Source organism: Brevundimonas mediterranea (genome assembly GCF_011064825.1).
GTDB lineage: Bacteria > Pseudomonadota > Alphaproteobacteria > Caulobacterales > Caulobacteraceae > Brevundimonas > Brevundimonas mediterranea_A.
The window spans coordinates 2,877,836-2,894,998 of record NZ_CP048751.1; the positions used below are offsets into that span (position 1 = coordinate 2,877,836).

Here is a 17,163-nt window from a genome sequence, read left to right on the forward strand (position 1 = left end):
GCGGGGAGCCAGGATGACGGGCTGCGCCACGTCGGTGTCAAGGTCAAGCTAACCCCAGGGCGCTGGTCGCCGCTGGATGAAAACTCAGAGGCAGGACATCGGCATTCGAGCCTGGAGGTTGACGTGGCCGCTGTGACGCGAGACGGCAAATCATGAAATCACCTGAACCCAAACTGACCTCCCTGGCCCATGGCGGCGGCTGCGGCTGCAAGATCGCCCCGGACGTCCTTCAGTCCATTCTGGCGGAAACGCCGCAGGCCGCACCCTTCGCCGCATTGATCGTCGGGGCCGAGACCTCCGACGACGCTGCGGTCTGGCGCCTGAACGACGGCCAGGCGCTGGTCGCGACCACCGACTTCTTCATGCCCATGATCGACGACCCGTTCGACTTCGGGCGGATCGCAGCGACCAATGCCCTGTCCGACGTCTACGCGATGGGCGCCACGCCGATCTTCTCTCTGGCCCTGGTCGGGATGCCGATCGGCAGATTGTCAGTCGAGGTGATCGGTAAGGTGCTGGAAGGTGGGGCGGCGGTCTGCGCCGCCGCCGGCGTCCCCATCGCTGGCGGCCATTCGATCGACAGCCTCGAACCGATCTACGGCTTAGTGGCGCTGGGTCTTGTTCATCCCGATCGGGTTCTAACCAACCGCGGCGCCAGACCGGGCGACGTGCTCATCTTGACCAAGGCGCTGGGCGTCGGCGTCCTCAGCGCGGCTTTTAAACAGGGGCGATTGGGGGCCTCGGGCTATGACGCCTTGATCGCCTCGACCACCCAACTGAATACGCCCGGTCCACAGCTTTCCGCCTTGTCCGAGGTTCACGCCGTCACTGACGTCACCGGCTTCGGCCTCCTCGGCCACGCCCTGGAGATGGCGCGAGGCTGCGGAGCGACCGTGGAGATCGACGCGGACGCGCCCGACTGGCTTCCGGGCTCCATCGACTTGGCGCAGGCCGGCGTACGCACCGGCGCGTCGGTTCGGAACTGGTCCGCCTATGGCGGTGATGTCTCCCTGGCTTCGGGGATATCGCCTGCGCCTTCTAGCCGGATCACTCAATCCATCGTCGCCCAGCTTGAAGCCGGGGTCCGCCCCTGGGCCCAGCCCTGGAAGAGCGCAACCTCCGTAAGCCGCCCGCTCCGGCATGACGGAACGCCGTACAACGGCATCAATGTCGTCCTGCTCTGGGGCGAAGCCGCCAGCAGGGGATTCACCCGCTCGACCTGGATGACCTTTCGCCAGGCGCTGGCGCTCGGGGCTCATGTCCGAAAGGGCGAACGCGGTTCCACCGTCGTCTACGCCAACCAGATCGTCCGCGAGGAAACCGACGAGACCGGGGAAGGCGTCGAACAGCGCATTCCCTTTCTGAAGGCCTACACCGTCTTCAATGTCGACCAGATCGAAGGTCTGCCGGATCGCTATGGTGAGCCGGACGTCCAGGACGTCAATCCGGATGAGCGAATCGCCCGCATCGACGCCTTCTTCCGGAACTGCGGCGCCGACATCCGCCATGGCGGCGGGAGCGCCTATTACGCGCCCGGCCCGGACCATGTGCAGATGCCGCCGTTCGAATGTTTCGAAGACGCCGACGCCTATTACGGCACCCTCGGTCACGAGATGACGCACTGGACGCGCCATCCCACCCGTCTTGATCGGGACTTCGGCCGTCAGCGCTTCGGCGATCCGGGATACGCCCGCGAAGAGCTGGTCGCCGAATTCGGCGCCGCCTTCCTCTGCGCGGATCTCGGTCTGGCGCTTGAGCCGCGCGAGGATCATGCCGCCTACATCGGCCACTGGCTGCAGGTGCTGAAGAACGACAAGAGGTTCGTCGTTTCCGCCGCCTCTCATGCTCAGCGGGCGGTGGCTTGGTTGCACGGCCTTCAGGGCTGATGGCCCCGCAGCGGCGCCTCGTCCGGCTTTTAACCTGGGCGAGGCGGGCCGCCGGGCTTGAGCTTGTAATCGCTCGAAGGTCTGAGCGTCGACTTGGCGACGGGGCGAGGGGTGTCGCTGATCGGGCGCGGGCGCGGGTGGTGCGGACGGGGCGGCGCATCGCCCGGGAGTTGGATGGAGACGACGTCTTCCCGAACCTCGATCGAGGGGCTCTTCTTCCACCGGTCAATGATGTCGGAGATGCCGTCCTGAGCCGGATCGAAAGACCGTTGGCGCGCCTGCTTCCAGTCGCGGTGCGTTTGGTCGCAGTGGGCTGCCGAATAGGTCAGGTGGACGACGAAACCGCCGTCCGGACGGGCGCGCTCCAGCATTTGAAGCGTTTCGCGGTCGGGGTTGCCATGGGTTCCGTCGCCCGAGACCACATAATGATCGGCATGGATGGCCTGGAAGAAGTCGTCATCAAGATTTCGGCTGGAGCCGTGGTGGGGGAGCTTGAGAATATCGACCTTAAGGGGCTGAACCCCGCCCAGACGGCCTCCCGCCCGCAGGCCGTCGAGGATTTTGTCACCGCGGGCGTCGCCGGTCAGAAGGATGGAGACGTCGTTCTGTTCGACCAGGACCACCAGGCTCGACAGATTGGGGATCGACTTGTCGAGATAGGCCGCCAATGCGGCGCGCCCGTCCGGCTTTTTCACCTCGGTCGCCCATTTGCGGCGCAACGCCTCGACCTCGGCTTGCAGTGGGCCAAAGAAGGTGAGGGTGGCCGGACCCAGACGACGAACAGGCGCGGTGACGCCGTCGAACATCAGCACGGCGGCGTCGGGCGGGTTGCGCCGGATCTTCATGGCTGCAGCAAGCGAGGCGAGGCGGCTGCCTTGCCCATAGCTCTGAAGCACCAGCAGAGCGGACGGATCGGGACTCGAAACGCCCTGAAGTCCGCCCATAGAGGTTCCGACAGCGGCGAGCACATCGGACGCCTGGAGGTTCCGGGCGGCGCCGCCTTCCCCCTCGCCGATCAGGGCGTCGAAGCTGTTGTGGAACAGCCATCGGACCTCGCAGAGCGGACCGCCGGGCGAGCGGTCATCCCGAACCTCTTCGAGGAGATCCAGTATGCCAAGGATATGATCCTCATCAATATGGCTCACCAGAACCGCATCGAGGGTCACCGGAGCCTCGCCGGGATGCGCCCTGAGTTCGGCCTCAAGGCGCGTCTTCAGGGCGTTCTGGAACACTGTCCCTGGACCGCCATCGACGAGGAGCCGGGTCGGCTCGGCGCCCGCCATTGCGCCATCGAAGGTCAGGAACAGACAGTCGCCATAGCGGGCCTTAAGCGCTTCGAACCTCATGATAGACCTCCGCCTTAAGCCCGCGCCGATCCGGCGGGGGGTGATGATGCTCAAACCGACTGGAGGGCGCGCAGGGCGTCCACCAGACCCGCTCCTTGGAAATGACGCTCGCGCCCCAGGTCTGTGGCGGTCGAGATGATGATGGCCTTCACCCGACGAGGATCGCTCACCAGTTCCGGGTGGCGCGCCATCAGAAGGGCGGCCACTCCGGAGACATGAGGAGCCGACATGCTCGTCCCGTCGAGGCGCCCAAAGCCGAGATTGGGCAGGGGGCCGTCGATCCGCTCCCCTGGCGCCACGACATCGGGCTTGGCGCGGCCATCTCCGGTCGGTCCTCGCGACGAGAAGAAGCTGACCCCGTATTCGTGAGGTCGTTCCCGATGGGTCGCGCCGACCGTGATCACGGCTTCCGCATTGCCGGGATCCGAAATCGACATGGCGGCGTAGCCTTCGAAGGCGCCTGCGGCCGTGGTGAAACTGTGCGACCCCCAGTTCCCGGCCGCGGCGACGACGGTCACGCCTGAGGCCACCGTCGTCTCGCACGCCAGGCAGACCGGCGTGCGGCCACAGGCGTAGTTCGCCTTATCGTGCAGCAGGCCGATCGAAAGATTGACGCCGTGGATCGCAATATGGCGGTTGCGGGTGTTCATCCACCGGACGAACTCGAGGGCGGCGATCACGGCGAATTCGGTGGCGTCAACACTGTTGCCCAGGACGCGCAGATCAATGAGCCTGAGGTCCGGGCAAACCCCGCGATAGATCGTCTTGTCGCCGTCCCGCCAGTCGCCGGCGAGCACCCCGGCGACATGGGTGCCATGGCCTTCGACCCGGCCGGCGGCGTCCGACTGCAGCTTGTCCGGGGCGGTCTCGAGGAGCCGGGACAGCGCATCCCAGTCGTACGGTCGGCCCCGACGCGCGTCCGCCTGCAGTCGTCCAAGCCAGTCGCTCGCTTCTGAGGTTGAAACCTGCAGGCCGCTCGCCACCTCCGCGAGGATGGCGTCATAGGCGGCAGGGTCCAGCAACGCATCATAGGACGCCAGGTCGCGGAGGCGTGTGAAGTCGAACGCTTGGTCGATCCGGGTCGCGAAGCCCGCCTTGCCATGGTCCCGAAAAGCGGGATGGGCGCCGTCGATGCCGGAATCGACGACCGCCCAGGTCAACGCGCGGCAGCTGATGTCGAACACGCGTTGAGCGGCGTCGGCCTTGATGGTCTCGACCGACACGCCAAGCGTCTCTACGGGCCGGTTCAAGGACACCCGCCAGATGAGCGGCGGATCCGCCTTCGGCTGCTGGCGATTGGGATCGGGAAAATCGACCGGCGTATCCTCCTGCGCCAACTCGGACCAGACGGGGCGGCGCGCAGTCTGGATGAGTAGGACGACGAGGGCCGTCCGCAGCGTCGGGGACAGCCGGCCCGCATTCGCAAGGCCGAAATCGAGAAGCTCCCCTATGCTCACCTGTCCTGGCGACAGGTCTCCCAGGGTCATGAGGTGTGTCCTCAGCAGATCGAAGAGCTCGCTCGCCGCATGACTGAAATCCAAGCCCGTCGCAGGAAGGACGACCTGGACGAAGGCGTCGAACGTGAGCCTGACGGCGACGGCGCCTTCGAGGGGAAACAGGCCCGAGCCTCGCGCGGCCTCGCGTTCGGACAGCGCCTTGAAGATGTGGGCGGCGAGGCTGGAGGCTTCGGTCGCGTCATACGGCGCGAGCAGCAGGTCCGGCCGCACTTCCCCCTTGGCGTAGGCTGACCAGACATCAATCGCCACCGAGTTTTCGTTCAGCAGGCGCGGTCCGGCTCGGCCCGCAAGAAGCAGTTGCCTGACAACGTCCGGATCAAACCTGGCCATGCAACCGCCCTCCGACTGGAAGGGCTAAGCTTAACGCGGCTGGGTTGCAACCGTGATCTAAAACCCTCTGTGTCGCGGGATCGCGCTCGCACCCACGAGATCGCCTCCGCCATCCGGCTGGGGCGCCCTTCAGGGCGGCGGGCGAGCGGCCGGTTTTGGCCGCCGAGGGGAGGGCGGGCAGCCCCGTAGGCCTACGGGGCGAAGGGAGGGAGGGTCTAGGGCAGGATAGGCTTTGCGCCGGCAATGTCAGACAGGCTCCTCGCCCCATGGACCGCATCACCCTCCGTCTTCCGACCGATCTCCTGGCCCGCTTCGACGCTGCAGCGACCGGGCAAGGCGGACGCTCGCGGTTGCTGCGCAAGCTTATGGAAGGGGCCGCCCAGGCGTCCTTACCAGCCCCGTCTGCAGCCCCGCTGACGGCCTCGGCGGCGAAACTGACCGTACGGTTGACGGGCGTCGATCTCGCGCGCCTGGAGGCCGAGGCGGGCGCTGTGGGCCTGTCCCGCACCCAATGGACGGTGGCGCTGATCCGGGCGCGGCTGCACGGCCGCCCCCAGCTTGGCCGTTTGGACGGGACGGCCTTTCTGGACGCGCGGCGCGAGCTGCGACGCATCGGCGTCAATATCAACCAGATCGCCCGTGCGATGAACACGGCGGTCCTGGAAGGCCAGGTGCTCGATCTGGAGGTGGCGCAACTCGCCGCCTTCCAGGTCGAGATCGCGGCCTGGATCGACGCCCTGGGCGACGCCTTCCGGGGCAATCTCGACTATTGGCGGAGGGGCGGGTGACGGAGTTCTACGTCCTGCGCGGTTTCGAGGAGGCGCTGCGGCCGCCGGTCGATGTGCGTCGCGCCCGGATCACCCCGGCGGTGCTCGGCAAGGCCGGGATGCGCGGCGAGGGCGAGGCCGCCGCCCGGGTCGCGCGGCTGGCGCGCCGCGTTCCGGAGGTGATGGTCAAGATCACCGGACGCACCCGCGACGCCGGTCATCTGAAGGCGCATCTGGACTATATCAGCCGCAACGGCGCCCTTGATCTGGAAGGCCCCGACGGCGAGCGGCTGAAGGGCGCGCGCGACGTGGCAGGGCTGTCGCGCGACTGGGCCGAGGAGGCGGCCATGGAGCCGGGCCGTCGCTGCAACTCGCCCCTGTCCTTGTCCATCATCCTCAGCATGCCGGCCGGCGTGCAGCCGACGCGGGTCCGGGATGCGGCCCGGGCCTTCGCCGTCGCCACCTTCGGCGAACGTTTCGCCTATGTGTTCGCCCTGCACGACGAGGGGCGTCATCCGCATGTTCATCTGACCGTGCGTGCGCTCGGCCGGGAAGGCGAACGGCTCAATCCCCGCAAGGCCGATCTGCAGGCCTGGCGCGAGGGGTTCGCCCGCGCCCTGCGGGATCGCGGCGTCGAGGCCGAGGCCACGCCGCGACGCGCGCGGGCCGTGACCCGCAAGGCCGAGCGCGGTCCGGTCCGGCGTATGCGCGAACGCTATCTGGCGGGGCGGGGGCCGCTGCCTCGGGTGTTGGAGGCGGCGTACCGGCAGGCCTTGCGCGATGATGCGCGGCCGACGCCGTGGCGGGCAGCGATCCGAGCGCGGGAATTGGCGATCCGACGCGCGCTCGTGGCTGAGAGCCTGAGACTTCAGCGATCTGGAAAGGTCGAGGACCGGGTTCTCGGCGCGCTCGTCGAGCGGTTCACCCGATCGCGCCGCGAGCCGGAGACCCGGGAAGAGAGCCTGGTCCGGCGGCGGACGGATCCGGTCCGAGACGACAGAAGGGACCGGGAGCGGTAGAGAGACACGGCGTGGCTGGAGATCCAGGATAGGGTATCGGCGTGGAGAGGATGCTTTTCACAACTGATTTTGGTTGTTAATGGTCTGTACAACCGAATTTGGTTGTATTGTAGAGCGTCGCAGCGACGGCGTATGGAGACGGCGGAGCATGAAACACCCGACGATCAGTCTCATAAGCCTCTTGGCTTTCGGGTCCGGTCTGGCCGGCTGTATGCCCGAAGAGGCGCTCAAACCGCCGGCGCAGGTGCAACTGGCCTGCGCCTTTGCGCAAGGCCAACCGACCATGGTTCTGGTCCTGGATACCGGGCTCGAGACGGCGCAGTGGCTCAATCTCCCGGAGCCGAGGCAGGGGACGGTCCGCGCCGCCGCCCATCAGTATCAGCTGGAGTTTCCGGCGGTCGGACGCACGCCGGCCGTTCGCGCCCGGATTGATCGTTATGAGGCGACGATCATGCGGACCGTGGGCGTAGGCAAGACGGCCGTGTCGCAGTCGGGACGGTGCGCGAAGCAAAAGACGGGACGCCGTCTCTCCGTCCACCGTCAGGCGGACGACTTGGCCGTCGCTGTTGAACAGGACGGCGGACCGGCCCTGGGCGACTAGTCTGGCATCCGGCGCGATCTTCAGACGGCGCGGCGACGGCCCAGCCTGGAACCAGGCGTCGACGGAGCCGGCGCGGCCCTTGAACAGGGGCGAGGCCCCCGCCCAGCCCCCCACGGCCGTGGCCATGCCCTGAAAATCCACAGGCGTCGTCGGATGGACCCCGGGCGGGGTGACGTCCTGGACAAGGCCGTTCGGGGCGATCGCCAGCAGCCGGGCCGGGTCCCCTACGCGACCAGGCTCTGGAAATCGCGCCGCGCCGCCGTCGCGCGCTGTTCGTCCCCGCAGGTCTCGCCGTCGCCCTGGCGATGACCATGGGGTCCTACGTCGGCCTGCACCATTTGATCTATGAGAGCACCGACCCGCATGTCGCGACCCTGCTGCGCGCGGAGTCCTCTAAACATCCTGAAACCGGAGCGGCGCCCGGAGCCTTCTGGCGCGGGCAGACCCACTACCACGGCAAGGCGGGCGCCACCCGAGCGCCTGGCGCCGGAGCGGCTGCGGCGATGCTGGCTCAGATGCAGCACATGCACGACGCCACCAACGCCGTGCAGGTGACCGGCGATCTCGATCACGATTTCACCGCCCTTATGATCCCCCACCACCAGGCCGCGGTGGATATGGCCAACACCTATCTGGAAAGCGGCGCCGATCCGGAACTGCGCCGACTGGCGCAACATATTGTGGAGACCCAGCAGCAGGAGATTCGCCAGATGCGGGCCTATGGTGGAACACCGGCATCCGCGTCCTCGGCCCACGCCCATTGAGGCCCCCGATGGAACCCGCCGCCGGCGTCTTGGGACCGAACCTGAGGAATGTCGATTCGCGCCCACGACGGCGCCGGTCTTGACGACAGTCGCGCCTGAAGCCCGCCGTCGGTCTGGACCTCGGCGCCGGCTCCAGGGACGCGCGACGCTCAGCCCGACAGGCCGGCGAGAGGATCGACGCCGATCAGCCGGGGATGGAGCAGGATCAGGGTCCCGTAACAGACCAGGCCGGCCAGACCGCGCCACAGATCCGAGGGTCGAAAAAGGCTCAGGAACGGGGTGTCCCGGGTCGCTCTTCGCATGTCGCGCCACAGGTTTAGGCGTCTTGCGCCCTCGCGACGATCAATCATGGTCTGGCCGATTAGGGCCATGGCGCCGAGCAGCCCGAAGAGCGCGACATGGGCCAGATCGCCATTGGCGACGAGATGGGCCAGGGCCCACAAGGCCAGGGCCGTCAGGATGGGGTGGCGGATCCACCGGGTCAGGCCGGGGCGGGTCGGGTCGAAAGGCGCTGGGCCGCCGCCGCCTCCGAAGGAGAAGGGATTGGGCCGTCCGAGCGTCAAGGCGAGGATCAGAACCGCCGCGGCCATCGCCCCGAGGACCAAGAGGTTCTGCCAGGGGGCCCAGGGCCAGATCATCAGGCGCGGCGCCCGGTTCGTCGCCATAATCAACCAGGCCAGAAGGCCCAGAGACAGAACCGAATAGATCCAAGTGAACCCCGTCTGTCCAAGCATCCGCTTCAGAGGCGCCCGAAGCCTCGGTCGAAGCGGTGCCCAGTGCGCGATGAAGAACGCCGCCAGGGCGGCGATGAACTCAATCCAATCCACGACAGGCTCCTGATCGAAGTCCGGGATCGGGCTCGGTCCGGCCCGTACGGGTCAGGCCGGGCCCCATTCCATCTCCTCATCCGTCACCTGCAGCCCGGAGTCCAGACAACCTGTGGACCGAAAAGCCTGAAGCCGCGACGGACCGGCGCCTTCCTGTTCCAGGTCCTCGCGCAGACGGTCGAGACGCGACGCCGGATGCAGCCGAGGGTGGATCGTGGTGCGCAGATCGTGGGGTTTTCCACTATCCAACAGCAGCTGCAGGCTGGCGCGGGCGCGACGGCCGCTGCCGCGGGCGCGGGTCAGGTCGTCATAGTCGTCGAAGGCGGTCTTGACGTCGAAACCCACCCAATCCACCAGCGGCAGAACCCGCGCCAACCGCGACGGATAGGCGCCGCCGGTGTGCAGGCCGATGCGGAAGCCCAGAGATCGAACCTGGACGACGGCCTCGACCAGGCCTTTCTGCAATGTGGGTTCGCCGCCGCTGAAGACGACGGCGTCCAGCAGGCCGCGCCGACGACGCAGAAACTCGAGCGTCGCCGGCCAGGACAGAAGGGCGGCGCCTCTGACGGGCAGGAGGTGGGGATTGTGGCAGTAGCCGCAGCGCCAGGGACACCCCTGGCAAAAGACCGTCGCCGCCAACTGACCGGGCCAGTCGCAGACCGACAGAGGCTCGAACCCGCCGACGAGCAGCTCACTCAAGACCGGCGGCCCGTTCGCTGAAATAGAGACGCTCGCGGAACTCGCCCTTCTTGCCGAGATTGAACGACGAAACGGGGCGGTGATAGCCCATCACCCGCGTCCATACCTCGCAGGGTTGACGCTCGCTCTGGGGAATACGGTCCGCAGCTGAGGCGGGACGGTTCTGAGACATGATAAGCTCCTGGCTTTCGAAGGGGACAGCGTCAGGCGGCCGCGCGGGCGCGACGGGCCAAGATCACTTCGTCGCATTTGGGGCAGAACGGGTGCTCGCCGGCGAGGTAGCCGTGCGTGGGGCAGATGGAATAGGTCGGGGTGACGGTGATGTAAGGCAGGCGGAAATTGGCCAGGGCGCGCTGGACGAGTTTGCGACAGGCCTCGGCGCTGGAAAGGCGCGCGCCCATATACAGGTGGAGCACCGTGCCGCCGGTGTATTTGGACTGCAGGATCTGTTGGCGGTCCAGAGCCTCGAACGGGTCGTCGGTGTAGCCGACCGGAAGCTGGCTCGAGTTGGTGTAATAGGGGTTTTCGGGCGTTCCGGCCTGGAGGATGTCGGGCCAACGACTCCGGTCTTCCTTGGCGAAACGATAGGTGGCGCCCTCGGCCGGCGTGGCTTCCAGATTGTACATGTGGCCGGTCTCGTCCTGGAAGGCGAGGATCCGGGCGCGCACATGGTCCAAAAGCCGCTCGGCCAGGGCGTGGCCCGCCGGGGTGGTGACGTCCTCCACGTCGTCGGTGAAGTTTCGGATCATCTCGTTGATCCCGTTCACCCCCAGGGTCGAGAAGTGGTTTCGCAGCGTGCCCAGATAACGCCGCGTGTAGGGAAACAGGCCGTCGTCCATCAGGCGCTGGATCTCCGTGCGCTTGATCTCCAGACTGTCGCGGCCCAGGTCCAGCAGCCGGTCGAGATCGGCCAGAAGCGCGGCCTCGTCGCCCTTGCGCCTGTAGCCGAGCCGGGCGCAGTTGATGGTGACGACCCCGAGCGACCCGGTCTGTTCGGCGCTCCCGAACAGACCGTTGCCGCGCTTGAGCAATTCCGTCAGGTCGAGCTGAAGTCGGCAGCACATGGACCGGACCATGTGCGGCTTGAGATCGGAGTTCAGGAAATTCTGAAAATAGGGCAGGCCGTATTTGGCCGTCATGGCGAACAGCCGTTCGGCGTTCTCGTGATCCCAGGGAAAGTCCGGCGTGATGTTGTAGGTCGGGATGGGGAAGGTGAAGGCGCGGCCCAGGGCGTCGCCTTCGCTCATGACCTCGATGAAGGCGCGGTTGATCATGTCCATCTCCGGCTGGAGGTCGCCATAGGCGAAGGGCATGGCCTCACCACCGATCATCGGAATCTGCGCCTTCAGATCATCAGGGCAGGTCCAGTCGAAGGTCAGATTGGTGAAGGGCGTCTGCGTGCCCCACCGAGAGGGCACATTGAGATTGAACACCATCTCCTGAAGACACTGACGCACCGCCTCATAGGGCATGGCGTCCTTACGGACGAACGGCGCCATATAGGTGTCGAACGAGCTGAAGGCCTGGGCGCCCGCCCATTCGTTCTGCAGGGCGCCCAGGAAGTTGACGACCTGGCCGACCGCGCTGGACAGGTGGCGAGGCGGCGCCGACTCGATCTTGTTGGCCACGCCGTTCAGACCTTCCGTGAGCAGGTTTCTGAGCGACCAGCCCGCGCAATAGCCGCTGAGCATGTCCAGATCGTGGATGTGCAGGTCGCCCTCGCGGTGGGCGGCGCCGACGGCGGGCGGATAGAGGTGGGACAGCCAGTAGTTGGCGATCACCTTGCCGGAGACATTCAGGATCAGGCCGCCCAAGGAATAGCCCTGGTTGGCGTTCGCGTTCACCCGCCAGTCCTGCCGGTCCACATATTCGCGAACCGTTTGAACGACGTCGATGGACGGGGCGGCGGGGCGGATGACGGTCAACATATGGTGTATCACTTCTGGTGGATGACTACATGTTGGGTTTTTCCTTGGGGTCGGGTCAATGCGGCGCGGTGCGGCATCGGGCCGCGCGGCGCCGTCCGATAAGCCGAATTCAGATGTCGTCTCCGGGATTGATCGCCATCAAGACGAGGACGGCGACTCCGGCGACGGGCGATGTGACGCGCCGAAACATCGATCAGAGAACAGGAGTTTGCGCCAAGGCAAGGCGCCCGTCGCCGGGCGGCGCCAGAAGGGAGAGCAAGGAGTTCCGTCATGACCACCGATCGCCCCCTTCGCGCTCTTTCAACGCCCGTCCTGTTCAGCTTAGGGCTTCGGCCCTTCTTCCTGTTCGGCGCCCTGTGGGGAGCGATGGCGGCGCCGCTCTGGGTCTATGTTCTGGCGCATGGCGACGGACGGATCGCCGGTCGCGCGGGGATGGACTGGCATATCCACGAGATGCTGTTCGGCTATGTCGGCGCCGTCATCGGCGGTTTTCTTCTGACCGCCGTGCCGAACTGGACCGGTCGCGCGCCACTCGCGGGAACGCCGCTGGCGGTGTTGTTCGGGCTCTGGGCCGTCGGACGTCTGGCCCTGTCGACCCCCGGAGCCGACGCCTTCACCCTGCTGATCCTCGACGGCCTCTATCTGACAGGGCTGAGCCTGGTCGTCTGGCGCGACGTCCTGGCGGCGCGCAACTGGCGCAATCTCGGCGTCGCCCTGGCCGTAACCGGACTGGCCGCCGCCAATCTGGCCTTCCACCTCAGGTCAGGAGAGGCCGGCGGTCTGGACGCCGTGGTGCGCGCCGGTCTAGGCCTGATCGTCATGCTTCTGGTCCTGATCGGCGGCCGTGTGACGCCGAACTTCACCCGCAATTGGCTGGCGCGCCAGGGAAGCGGGCGGCTGCCCGCCCCTGCCTCGCGGTTCGATCTGGGGGTCATGGCGTTTACCCTGACGGCTCTCGTCGCCTGGGTGTGGCGGGCCGACCATCCGGCGGTCGGAGTGGTCCTGGCCTTGGCGGGGCTCTTGAACGGCGTGCGGCTGGCCCGGTGGTGCGGCTGGCGCACCGCCGGCGAGCCGCTGGTCTGGATTCTGCACCTCGGCTACGCTTGGCTCGCCGTCGGCCTGGTCCTGCTGGGGCTGGCCGCCATGGGGGCGAGCTTTGCGCCTTCGGCGGGCGTCCACGCCCTGACGACCGGGGCCATGGGGGTGATGATCCTGGCGGTGATGACCCGGGCCACGCGCGGCCATACGGGACGGCCGCTGGAGGCGGACCGGGCCACGGTGGTCTTGTATGGGCTCGCCAATCTCGCCGCCGTGGTGCGGGTGGCGGGCGGGCTGTGGCCGGAGGTCTATGGCGCGGCCCTGATCGTCGCGGGCGGCCTTTGGGCGGCGTCTTTGCTCGGCTACGCCCTTGTCTACGGGCCGATGTTGCTAGGACCGCGCTTGAGGTGAGGCGCCGCGGCTTGACCGGTGGATCGTTCGGCCTGAACTCAGGCCGTGCGCGGCGCGGCGGAGACGCCGGAGGGGGCGGGCGGCGGAGGCGCGCCGGGCGTCGTGGTCAGGCTTTCGGTCCCCGCCCGTCCGATCGGAAGCGGGCCGGCCTTGACGTGGTTGTCGATGAGCGGCGAGGGGCGGGCCAGGCGCTCGAGCGCGCGAGGGCGCGCCAGATGAATTTCCGGGCCTCGCACCTGAACCCCGTAGTCCGCCAGTTGGGCGAAGGCGCGCGACAGATTCTCGGGCGTCATGCCGAGGAGAGAGGCCAGGACGCGTTTCCCATACGGCAAGACGATATGATGAGGGTCGCCCTGCCGGGCGCTTTGCGCCAGAAGATAGTTGGCCACGCGTTCCAGGCAGCCGCGCAGCTTGTGAGCCTTCACCATACGCACCACGCCGCGGTAGCAGCCGGCCAATTCCTGCACTACGGCGAAACCGAAGGCGGGGTCTTGCCGCGTGGTCCGGCGCAACGCCTCGCCGGACAGCATCAGCACCTCCGACCGCTCCAGGGTCCGTGCGGACATCAAGGCCGGCGCCTCGAGCATCACGGCCGCCAGAATAAAGGTCGAGACGGGGCGCAGAACGGCGAGAACCGCCTCTTTCTCTTTCCAACTCCCCTGGAGCTCCACAGCGCCGTCCAGCAAGACATATAGAAAGTCGACCGGATCGCCCTCCATCAGCAGGGTGGTGCCGGCGGGGAACCGTTGCAGAAAAGCCCCGGCCGTGGCGTCGCGGAAGACGCTCGGGGTCATGTCCGCGAACAGGGGCAGGGTGCGGATGCGGTCAAGGTCTGTCTGACGAATGGACATGACCCACAGGATCACGTCGGACGAGGTTTCCGATTGATCCCGATCAAATCGCCTTCAAAGGCGTGAAGACTCCGCCCGTCGGTGTTCAAAGGCGTCCGATTTGCGCAAAGGCAAGGCGGGCGACGCCGAGACCGGTCATTCTGAGGCGCACGAGATGTTGCGGCGGACCGGACGGCCATGGCCCCACGAGCGGAGAAGACGGGAAAGACCGGGATCCGCGCGGCCGCGTGGGCCCTGTCTCACGCCGTTCGCCTGGCGGATCGGCTGGAGCCGGTTCATGCGGCCGACGACAACTGGCCCCATGGGATGGGCGATCTACTCGCCGAATTGCAGGACGGCCTGGACCTCTGTCAGGCGCGCGAGACCGGGCGGTTCGCACAGGATCAGGCCCCGGCCTCCCGGGCGCGGCGTCGCGCTGAGATCCTTCACCGCGCTCGAGCTCTGGGGGCGGTCGAGCGCGCCATGGTCCAACTCTCGGCGTCCGCCTCCGCACCCGCAGACTGGCTTCGTCTTCAGGCGAGCTGCCGGGTCGTTACGCGCGCTCTGCGCGATTGCTGGGCGCTCGAAAGGCCGAGCGGCGGCTGCGCTTGCGCTGAGGCGGCATGATGGTCGCGCCCCTCGTCCTTCTGGTCGATGACGACCCTGCGGTGGCGCAATCCGTCGCCTTTGCGCTCGAAACCGAAGGCTTCAGGGTCCGACGATATGGCAGCGCCGAGGCGCTGCTCGAGGCCGTGGAAGATCGCGTCGGGGAGGGGGCGGGATTGCGGGCGGCGCGCTGCCTCGTCCTCGACTATCATCTGCCGGGTCTGGACGGGCTGGCGCTTCTGAATCGACTGAGAGCCGCGTCGCTCGCCGGCGGCGCCATACTGATCACCACCCACCCGCGCCGCGGGGTCTGCGAAGACGCCGCCCGCGTCGGCGCGGTCCTGCTCGAGAAACCCCTGATCGGAGGCGCCCTGCTCGAGGCCGTCAGGGACGCCTGCGGCCTCAGCCGCCTCGCGTCAGAACCGTGACGCGAACCAGCTCGGACAGGCTGCGCACCTGCATCTTGGTCATCACATTGGCCCGGTAGACCTCGACGGTGCGCGGACTGATGCCGAGATCATAGGCGATCACCTTGTTGGCATGGCCGGCGACGAGCCCCTCCAGAACCTCTAGCTCGCGTTGGGACAGCGAAGCGAGGCGCTCGGCGACGAGAGGGTCCCGTGCGGCGGTGCGGGCGCCGTCGGGTTCCGCGAGCGCGCGCTGGAGCGCCTCGATCAAGACGGCGTCGTCGAACGGCTTTTCGATGAAGTCCTGGACGCCGGCGCGCATCGCCTCCACGGCCAAGGCCAGGTCGGCGTGTCCCGTCATCACCACGATCGGAGTGGTCGCGCCGCTCGCGCGCAGACGCCGCGCCAGATCGATACCGCTCATCTCGGGCATGCGCACATCAGTGAGGATGCAGCCCGACAGGGGTTCGCGGCGCGCCGCCTCCAGCAGTTCGAGCGGTGAGGCGTAAAGCCGCGGCTCCAGGTCGTTCGTCGAGATCAGAAAGGCGAGGGAGTCGCGCAGGGCCGCATCGTCATCGACCACGTGCACTGTCGTGTCAGCCTGGATCATCGTCGCCATCGGTGTCGTCTTCATCTGCGGTCTTCAAGGTAAAGGCGAACTGCGCGCCGCCCTCCGGACGCGGGGTCGCCCAGATGCGTCCGCCATGCGCTTCGACGATGGTTCGGCAGATCGACAGACCCACGCCCATTCCCGTTCGCTTGGTGGTCACAAAGGGCTGGAAAAGCATATCCGCCACCGACGGGTCCAGTCCCGATCCCGTATCGGCGACGGTGACGCAGGCCTCGTCGGCGCATCGCGTGAGCGATATGGTCAGATCCCGCCGGGGCTGGTCTTCCATGGCTTCGATGGCGTTGCGGATCAGATTGAGCACGACCTGCTGGATCTGGACACGATCCGCCAACACCAGATCGACGTCGGGCGGGAAATCGAGCGTGACGCGCACGCCATGCTCTTTGGCGCCGACCAGCGCCAGGGCGCCGGCCTCCTCGATCAGCTTGGGCAGGCTTTCGACGCGGCGTTCCACCTCGCCGCGCGCGACGAAGTCGCGCAGCCGGCGAATGATGTCGCCCGCGCGCAAGGCCTGGGCTCCGGCCTTGCGAAGCGCGTCCTTGAGCACCTCGCGCGGCAGTTCCTCACGATCGAGCAGACGCGCCGAGCCGTTGAGATAGTTGGCCATGGCGGTCAGGGGCTGGTTCAGTTCGTGGGCGAGGGCCGAGGCCATTTCGCCCATGGCGGTCAAGCGCGAGATATGGATCAGCTCGGTCTGCAACTCCTGTAGCCGGGTCTCCGTGGCCTGGCGGTCCGTCAGGTCGCGAATAAAGCCGGTGAAGTAGCGTTCCTCGCCGGACTGCATCTCGCCGACCGCCAGTTCGAGGGGAAAGGTCGCCCCATCGCGCCTTTGACCGACCACGACCCGACCCTGGCCGATAATCCGTCTTTCGCCCGTCCGCCGATAGCGCTCGAGATAATCGTCGTGTTGCGCCTTGTAGGGCTCGGGCATCAGCCGTTTGACATTCTCCCCGACGACCTCGCTGGCCGTCCAGCCGAACATCCGCTCGGCCGCCGGGCTGAAGGACCTTATGACGCCCCTTTCGCTGATCACGACCATGGCGTCAGGGACCGTGTCCAGGATGGACTGCAGATGCGCCTCGCGCGCGCGTAGGTGAGCGTTGGCCGCGACGACGCCGCGGCGGCCCCGGTGAAGAAGTTCCCCGCCCACGCTCAAGCCGATTCCGACAGCCAGAAAGACCAGGGCGGTGGCGATGTCGCCGCCGGTCCTTGGCCCAGCCTGCCAGGTGATCAGCAAACCCCCGGCGGCGCCGAGCAAGGCGGCGAGGGCGCCGGCGCCGAATCCGCCCACGGCGGCGGCGGCCGCGACGGCAGGGACGAAGAAGAGAAAAGCGATCCGCTCGCCCAGCATGGGCGCCATCGCCCACCGCGCGGCATAGGCCAGGCCCACTCCGCCCAGAGCGATCGCGGCGCCGACCAGATGCCGGTGCGGTCGCACCCGTTCGGCCCAAAAGAGCGGCGCGCTGATTCGGCTGGTTTTCATCGGCCTCCATCCGCCTGTTCAGGCGAGTCTGGCACGTCCGCCGACGAAGAACCATCCGGGGGGAGGAGGGAGC

Annotated in this window: 16 protein-coding genes; 7 read left to right on the forward strand and 9 right to left on the reverse strand. The window is 67.3% G+C overall.

From position 1 onward, the window contains the following. Nucleotides 1–152: 152 nt before the first annotated feature. A complete protein-coding gene (gene selD / locus GYM46_RS16880) occupies nucleotides 153–1,886 on the forward strand; it encodes a selenide, water dikinase SelD (RefSeq protein WP_008261363.1) in 1,734 nt (577 codons plus the stop codon). A gap of 29 nt (nucleotides 1,887–1,915) precedes the next feature. Here the strand turns inward: selD and GYM46_RS14155 are convergent, their stop codons facing one another. Continuing rightward, a complete protein-coding gene (locus GYM46_RS14155; protein ID WP_008260588.1) occupies nucleotides 1,916–3,232 on the reverse strand; it encodes an MBL fold metallo-hydrolase in 1,317 nt (438 codons plus the stop codon). Nucleotides 3,233–3,282: 50 nt separating this feature from the next. After that, nucleotides 3,283–4,998 carry a S8 family peptidase gene (locus GYM46_RS14160; RefSeq protein WP_164952712.1) on the reverse strand — a complete coding sequence of 572 codons (1,716 nt, stop codon included), beginning with the start codon at nucleotides 4,996–4,998 and terminating at the stop codon, nucleotides 3,283–3,285. A gap of 347 nt (nucleotides 4,999–5,345) precedes the next feature. Here GYM46_RS14160 and mobC point away from each other — a divergent pair, with 347 nt between their 5' ends. The 4 genes from mobC to GYM46_RS14180 all read left to right on the forward strand — a co-directional run bounded on the left by mobC (nucleotide 5,346) and on the right by GYM46_RS14180 (nucleotide 8,230). After that, entirely contained in the window at nucleotides 5,346–5,867 is a 522-nt protein-coding gene (gene mobC / locus GYM46_RS14165) for a MobC family plasmid mobilization relaxosome protein (protein ID WP_008260944.1), read from the forward strand. Then, nucleotides 5,864–6,865 (forward strand): relaxase/mobilization nuclease domain-containing protein, encoded by a 1,002-nt coding sequence (locus GYM46_RS14170; RefSeq protein WP_198004289.1) that lies wholly within the window; start codon nucleotides 5,864–5,866, stop codon nucleotides 6,863–6,865. Before mobC ends, GYM46_RS14170 begins: the two co-directional genes overlap by 4 nt. Before the next feature lie 148 nt (nucleotides 6,866–7,013). After that, nucleotides 7,014–7,466 carry a hypothetical protein gene (locus tag GYM46_RS14175; RefSeq protein WP_156796447.1) on the forward strand — a complete coding sequence of 151 codons (453 nt, stop codon included), beginning with the start codon at nucleotides 7,014–7,016 and terminating at the stop codon, nucleotides 7,464–7,466. 311 nt (nucleotides 7,467–7,777) lie between these two features. Continuing rightward, the gene (locus GYM46_RS14180; RefSeq protein ID WP_050771654.1) at nucleotides 7,778–8,230 is read left to right on the forward strand and encodes a DUF305 domain-containing protein; all 453 of its coding nucleotides are present in this window, start codon (nucleotides 7,778–7,780) and stop codon (nucleotides 8,228–8,230) included. 149 nt (nucleotides 8,231–8,379) lie between these two features. Here GYM46_RS14180 and GYM46_RS14185 read toward each other — a convergent pair whose 3' ends face one another. Genes GYM46_RS14185 through GYM46_RS14200 form a run of 4 tightly spaced genes read right to left on the reverse strand, consistent with a single transcriptional unit; the run spans nucleotide 8,380 to nucleotide 11,684 of the window. Continuing rightward, complete coding sequence (locus GYM46_RS14185; RefSeq protein ID WP_008260452.1) at nucleotides 8,380–9,057, reverse strand: NnrU family protein; 678 nt, start codon at nucleotides 9,055–9,057, stop codon at nucleotides 8,380–8,382. Nucleotides 9,058–9,108: 51 nt separating this feature from the next. Beyond that, nucleotides 9,109–9,756, reverse strand: coding sequence for an anaerobic ribonucleoside-triphosphate reductase activating protein (locus tag GYM46_RS14190; RefSeq protein ID WP_008259894.1), 648 nt, complete (start codon nucleotides 9,754–9,756; stop codon nucleotides 9,109–9,111). After that, the gene (nrdD, locus tag GYM46_RS14195; protein WP_008261541.1) at nucleotides 9,749–9,928 is read right to left on the reverse strand and encodes an anaerobic ribonucleoside-triphosphate reductase; all 180 of its coding nucleotides are present in this window, start codon (nucleotides 9,926–9,928) and stop codon (nucleotides 9,749–9,751) included. The genes GYM46_RS14190 and nrdD overlap by 8 nt, the downstream gene beginning before the upstream one ends. 31 nt (nucleotides 9,929–9,959) lie before the next feature. Then, nucleotides 9,960–11,684 (reverse strand): ribonucleoside triphosphate reductase, encoded by a 1,725-nt coding sequence (locus GYM46_RS14200; protein ID WP_008263442.1) that lies wholly within the window; start codon nucleotides 11,682–11,684, stop codon nucleotides 9,960–9,962. A 270-nt stretch (nucleotides 11,685–11,954) separates the two neighbouring features. On the opposite strand from GYM46_RS14200, the gene GYM46_RS14205 reads away from it, so the two are divergent. Then, nucleotides 11,955–13,133 carry an NnrS family protein gene (locus GYM46_RS14205; RefSeq protein ID WP_008261079.1) on the forward strand — a complete coding sequence of 393 codons (1,179 nt, stop codon included), beginning with the start codon at nucleotides 11,955–11,957 and terminating at the stop codon, nucleotides 13,131–13,133. Nucleotides 13,134–13,171: 38 nt separating this feature from the next. Here the strand turns inward: GYM46_RS14205 and ftrB are convergent, their stop codons facing one another. Continuing rightward, nucleotides 13,172–13,999: a transcriptional activator FtrB gene (gene ftrB / locus GYM46_RS14210; protein ID WP_008259927.1), complete on the reverse strand. Its 828-nt coding sequence runs from the start codon at nucleotides 13,997–13,999 to the stop codon at nucleotides 13,172–13,174. Between the two features lie 587 nt (nucleotides 14,000–14,586). Between ftrB and GYM46_RS14215 the strand changes: the two genes are divergently transcribed. After that, nucleotides 14,587–14,997: a response regulator transcription factor gene (locus GYM46_RS14215; RefSeq protein ID WP_008262946.1), complete on the forward strand. Its 411-nt coding sequence runs from the start codon at nucleotides 14,587–14,589 to the stop codon at nucleotides 14,995–14,997. Here the strand turns inward: GYM46_RS14215 and fixJ are convergent. Both fixJ and GYM46_RS14225 read right to left on the reverse strand, forming a co-directional pair. Continuing rightward, the gene (fixJ, locus tag GYM46_RS14220; protein WP_232216245.1) at nucleotides 14,972–15,610 is read right to left on the reverse strand and encodes a response regulator FixJ; all 639 of its coding nucleotides are present in this window, start codon (nucleotides 15,608–15,610) and stop codon (nucleotides 14,972–14,974) included. The genes GYM46_RS14215 and fixJ overlap by 26 nt on opposite strands. Then, complete coding sequence (locus GYM46_RS14225) at nucleotides 15,573–17,090, reverse strand: PAS domain-containing sensor histidine kinase (RefSeq protein WP_008258641.1); 1,518 nt, start codon at nucleotides 17,088–17,090, stop codon at nucleotides 15,573–15,575. Before GYM46_RS14225 ends, fixJ begins: the two co-directional genes overlap by 38 nt. Nucleotides 17,091–17,163 lie beyond the last annotated feature (73 nt).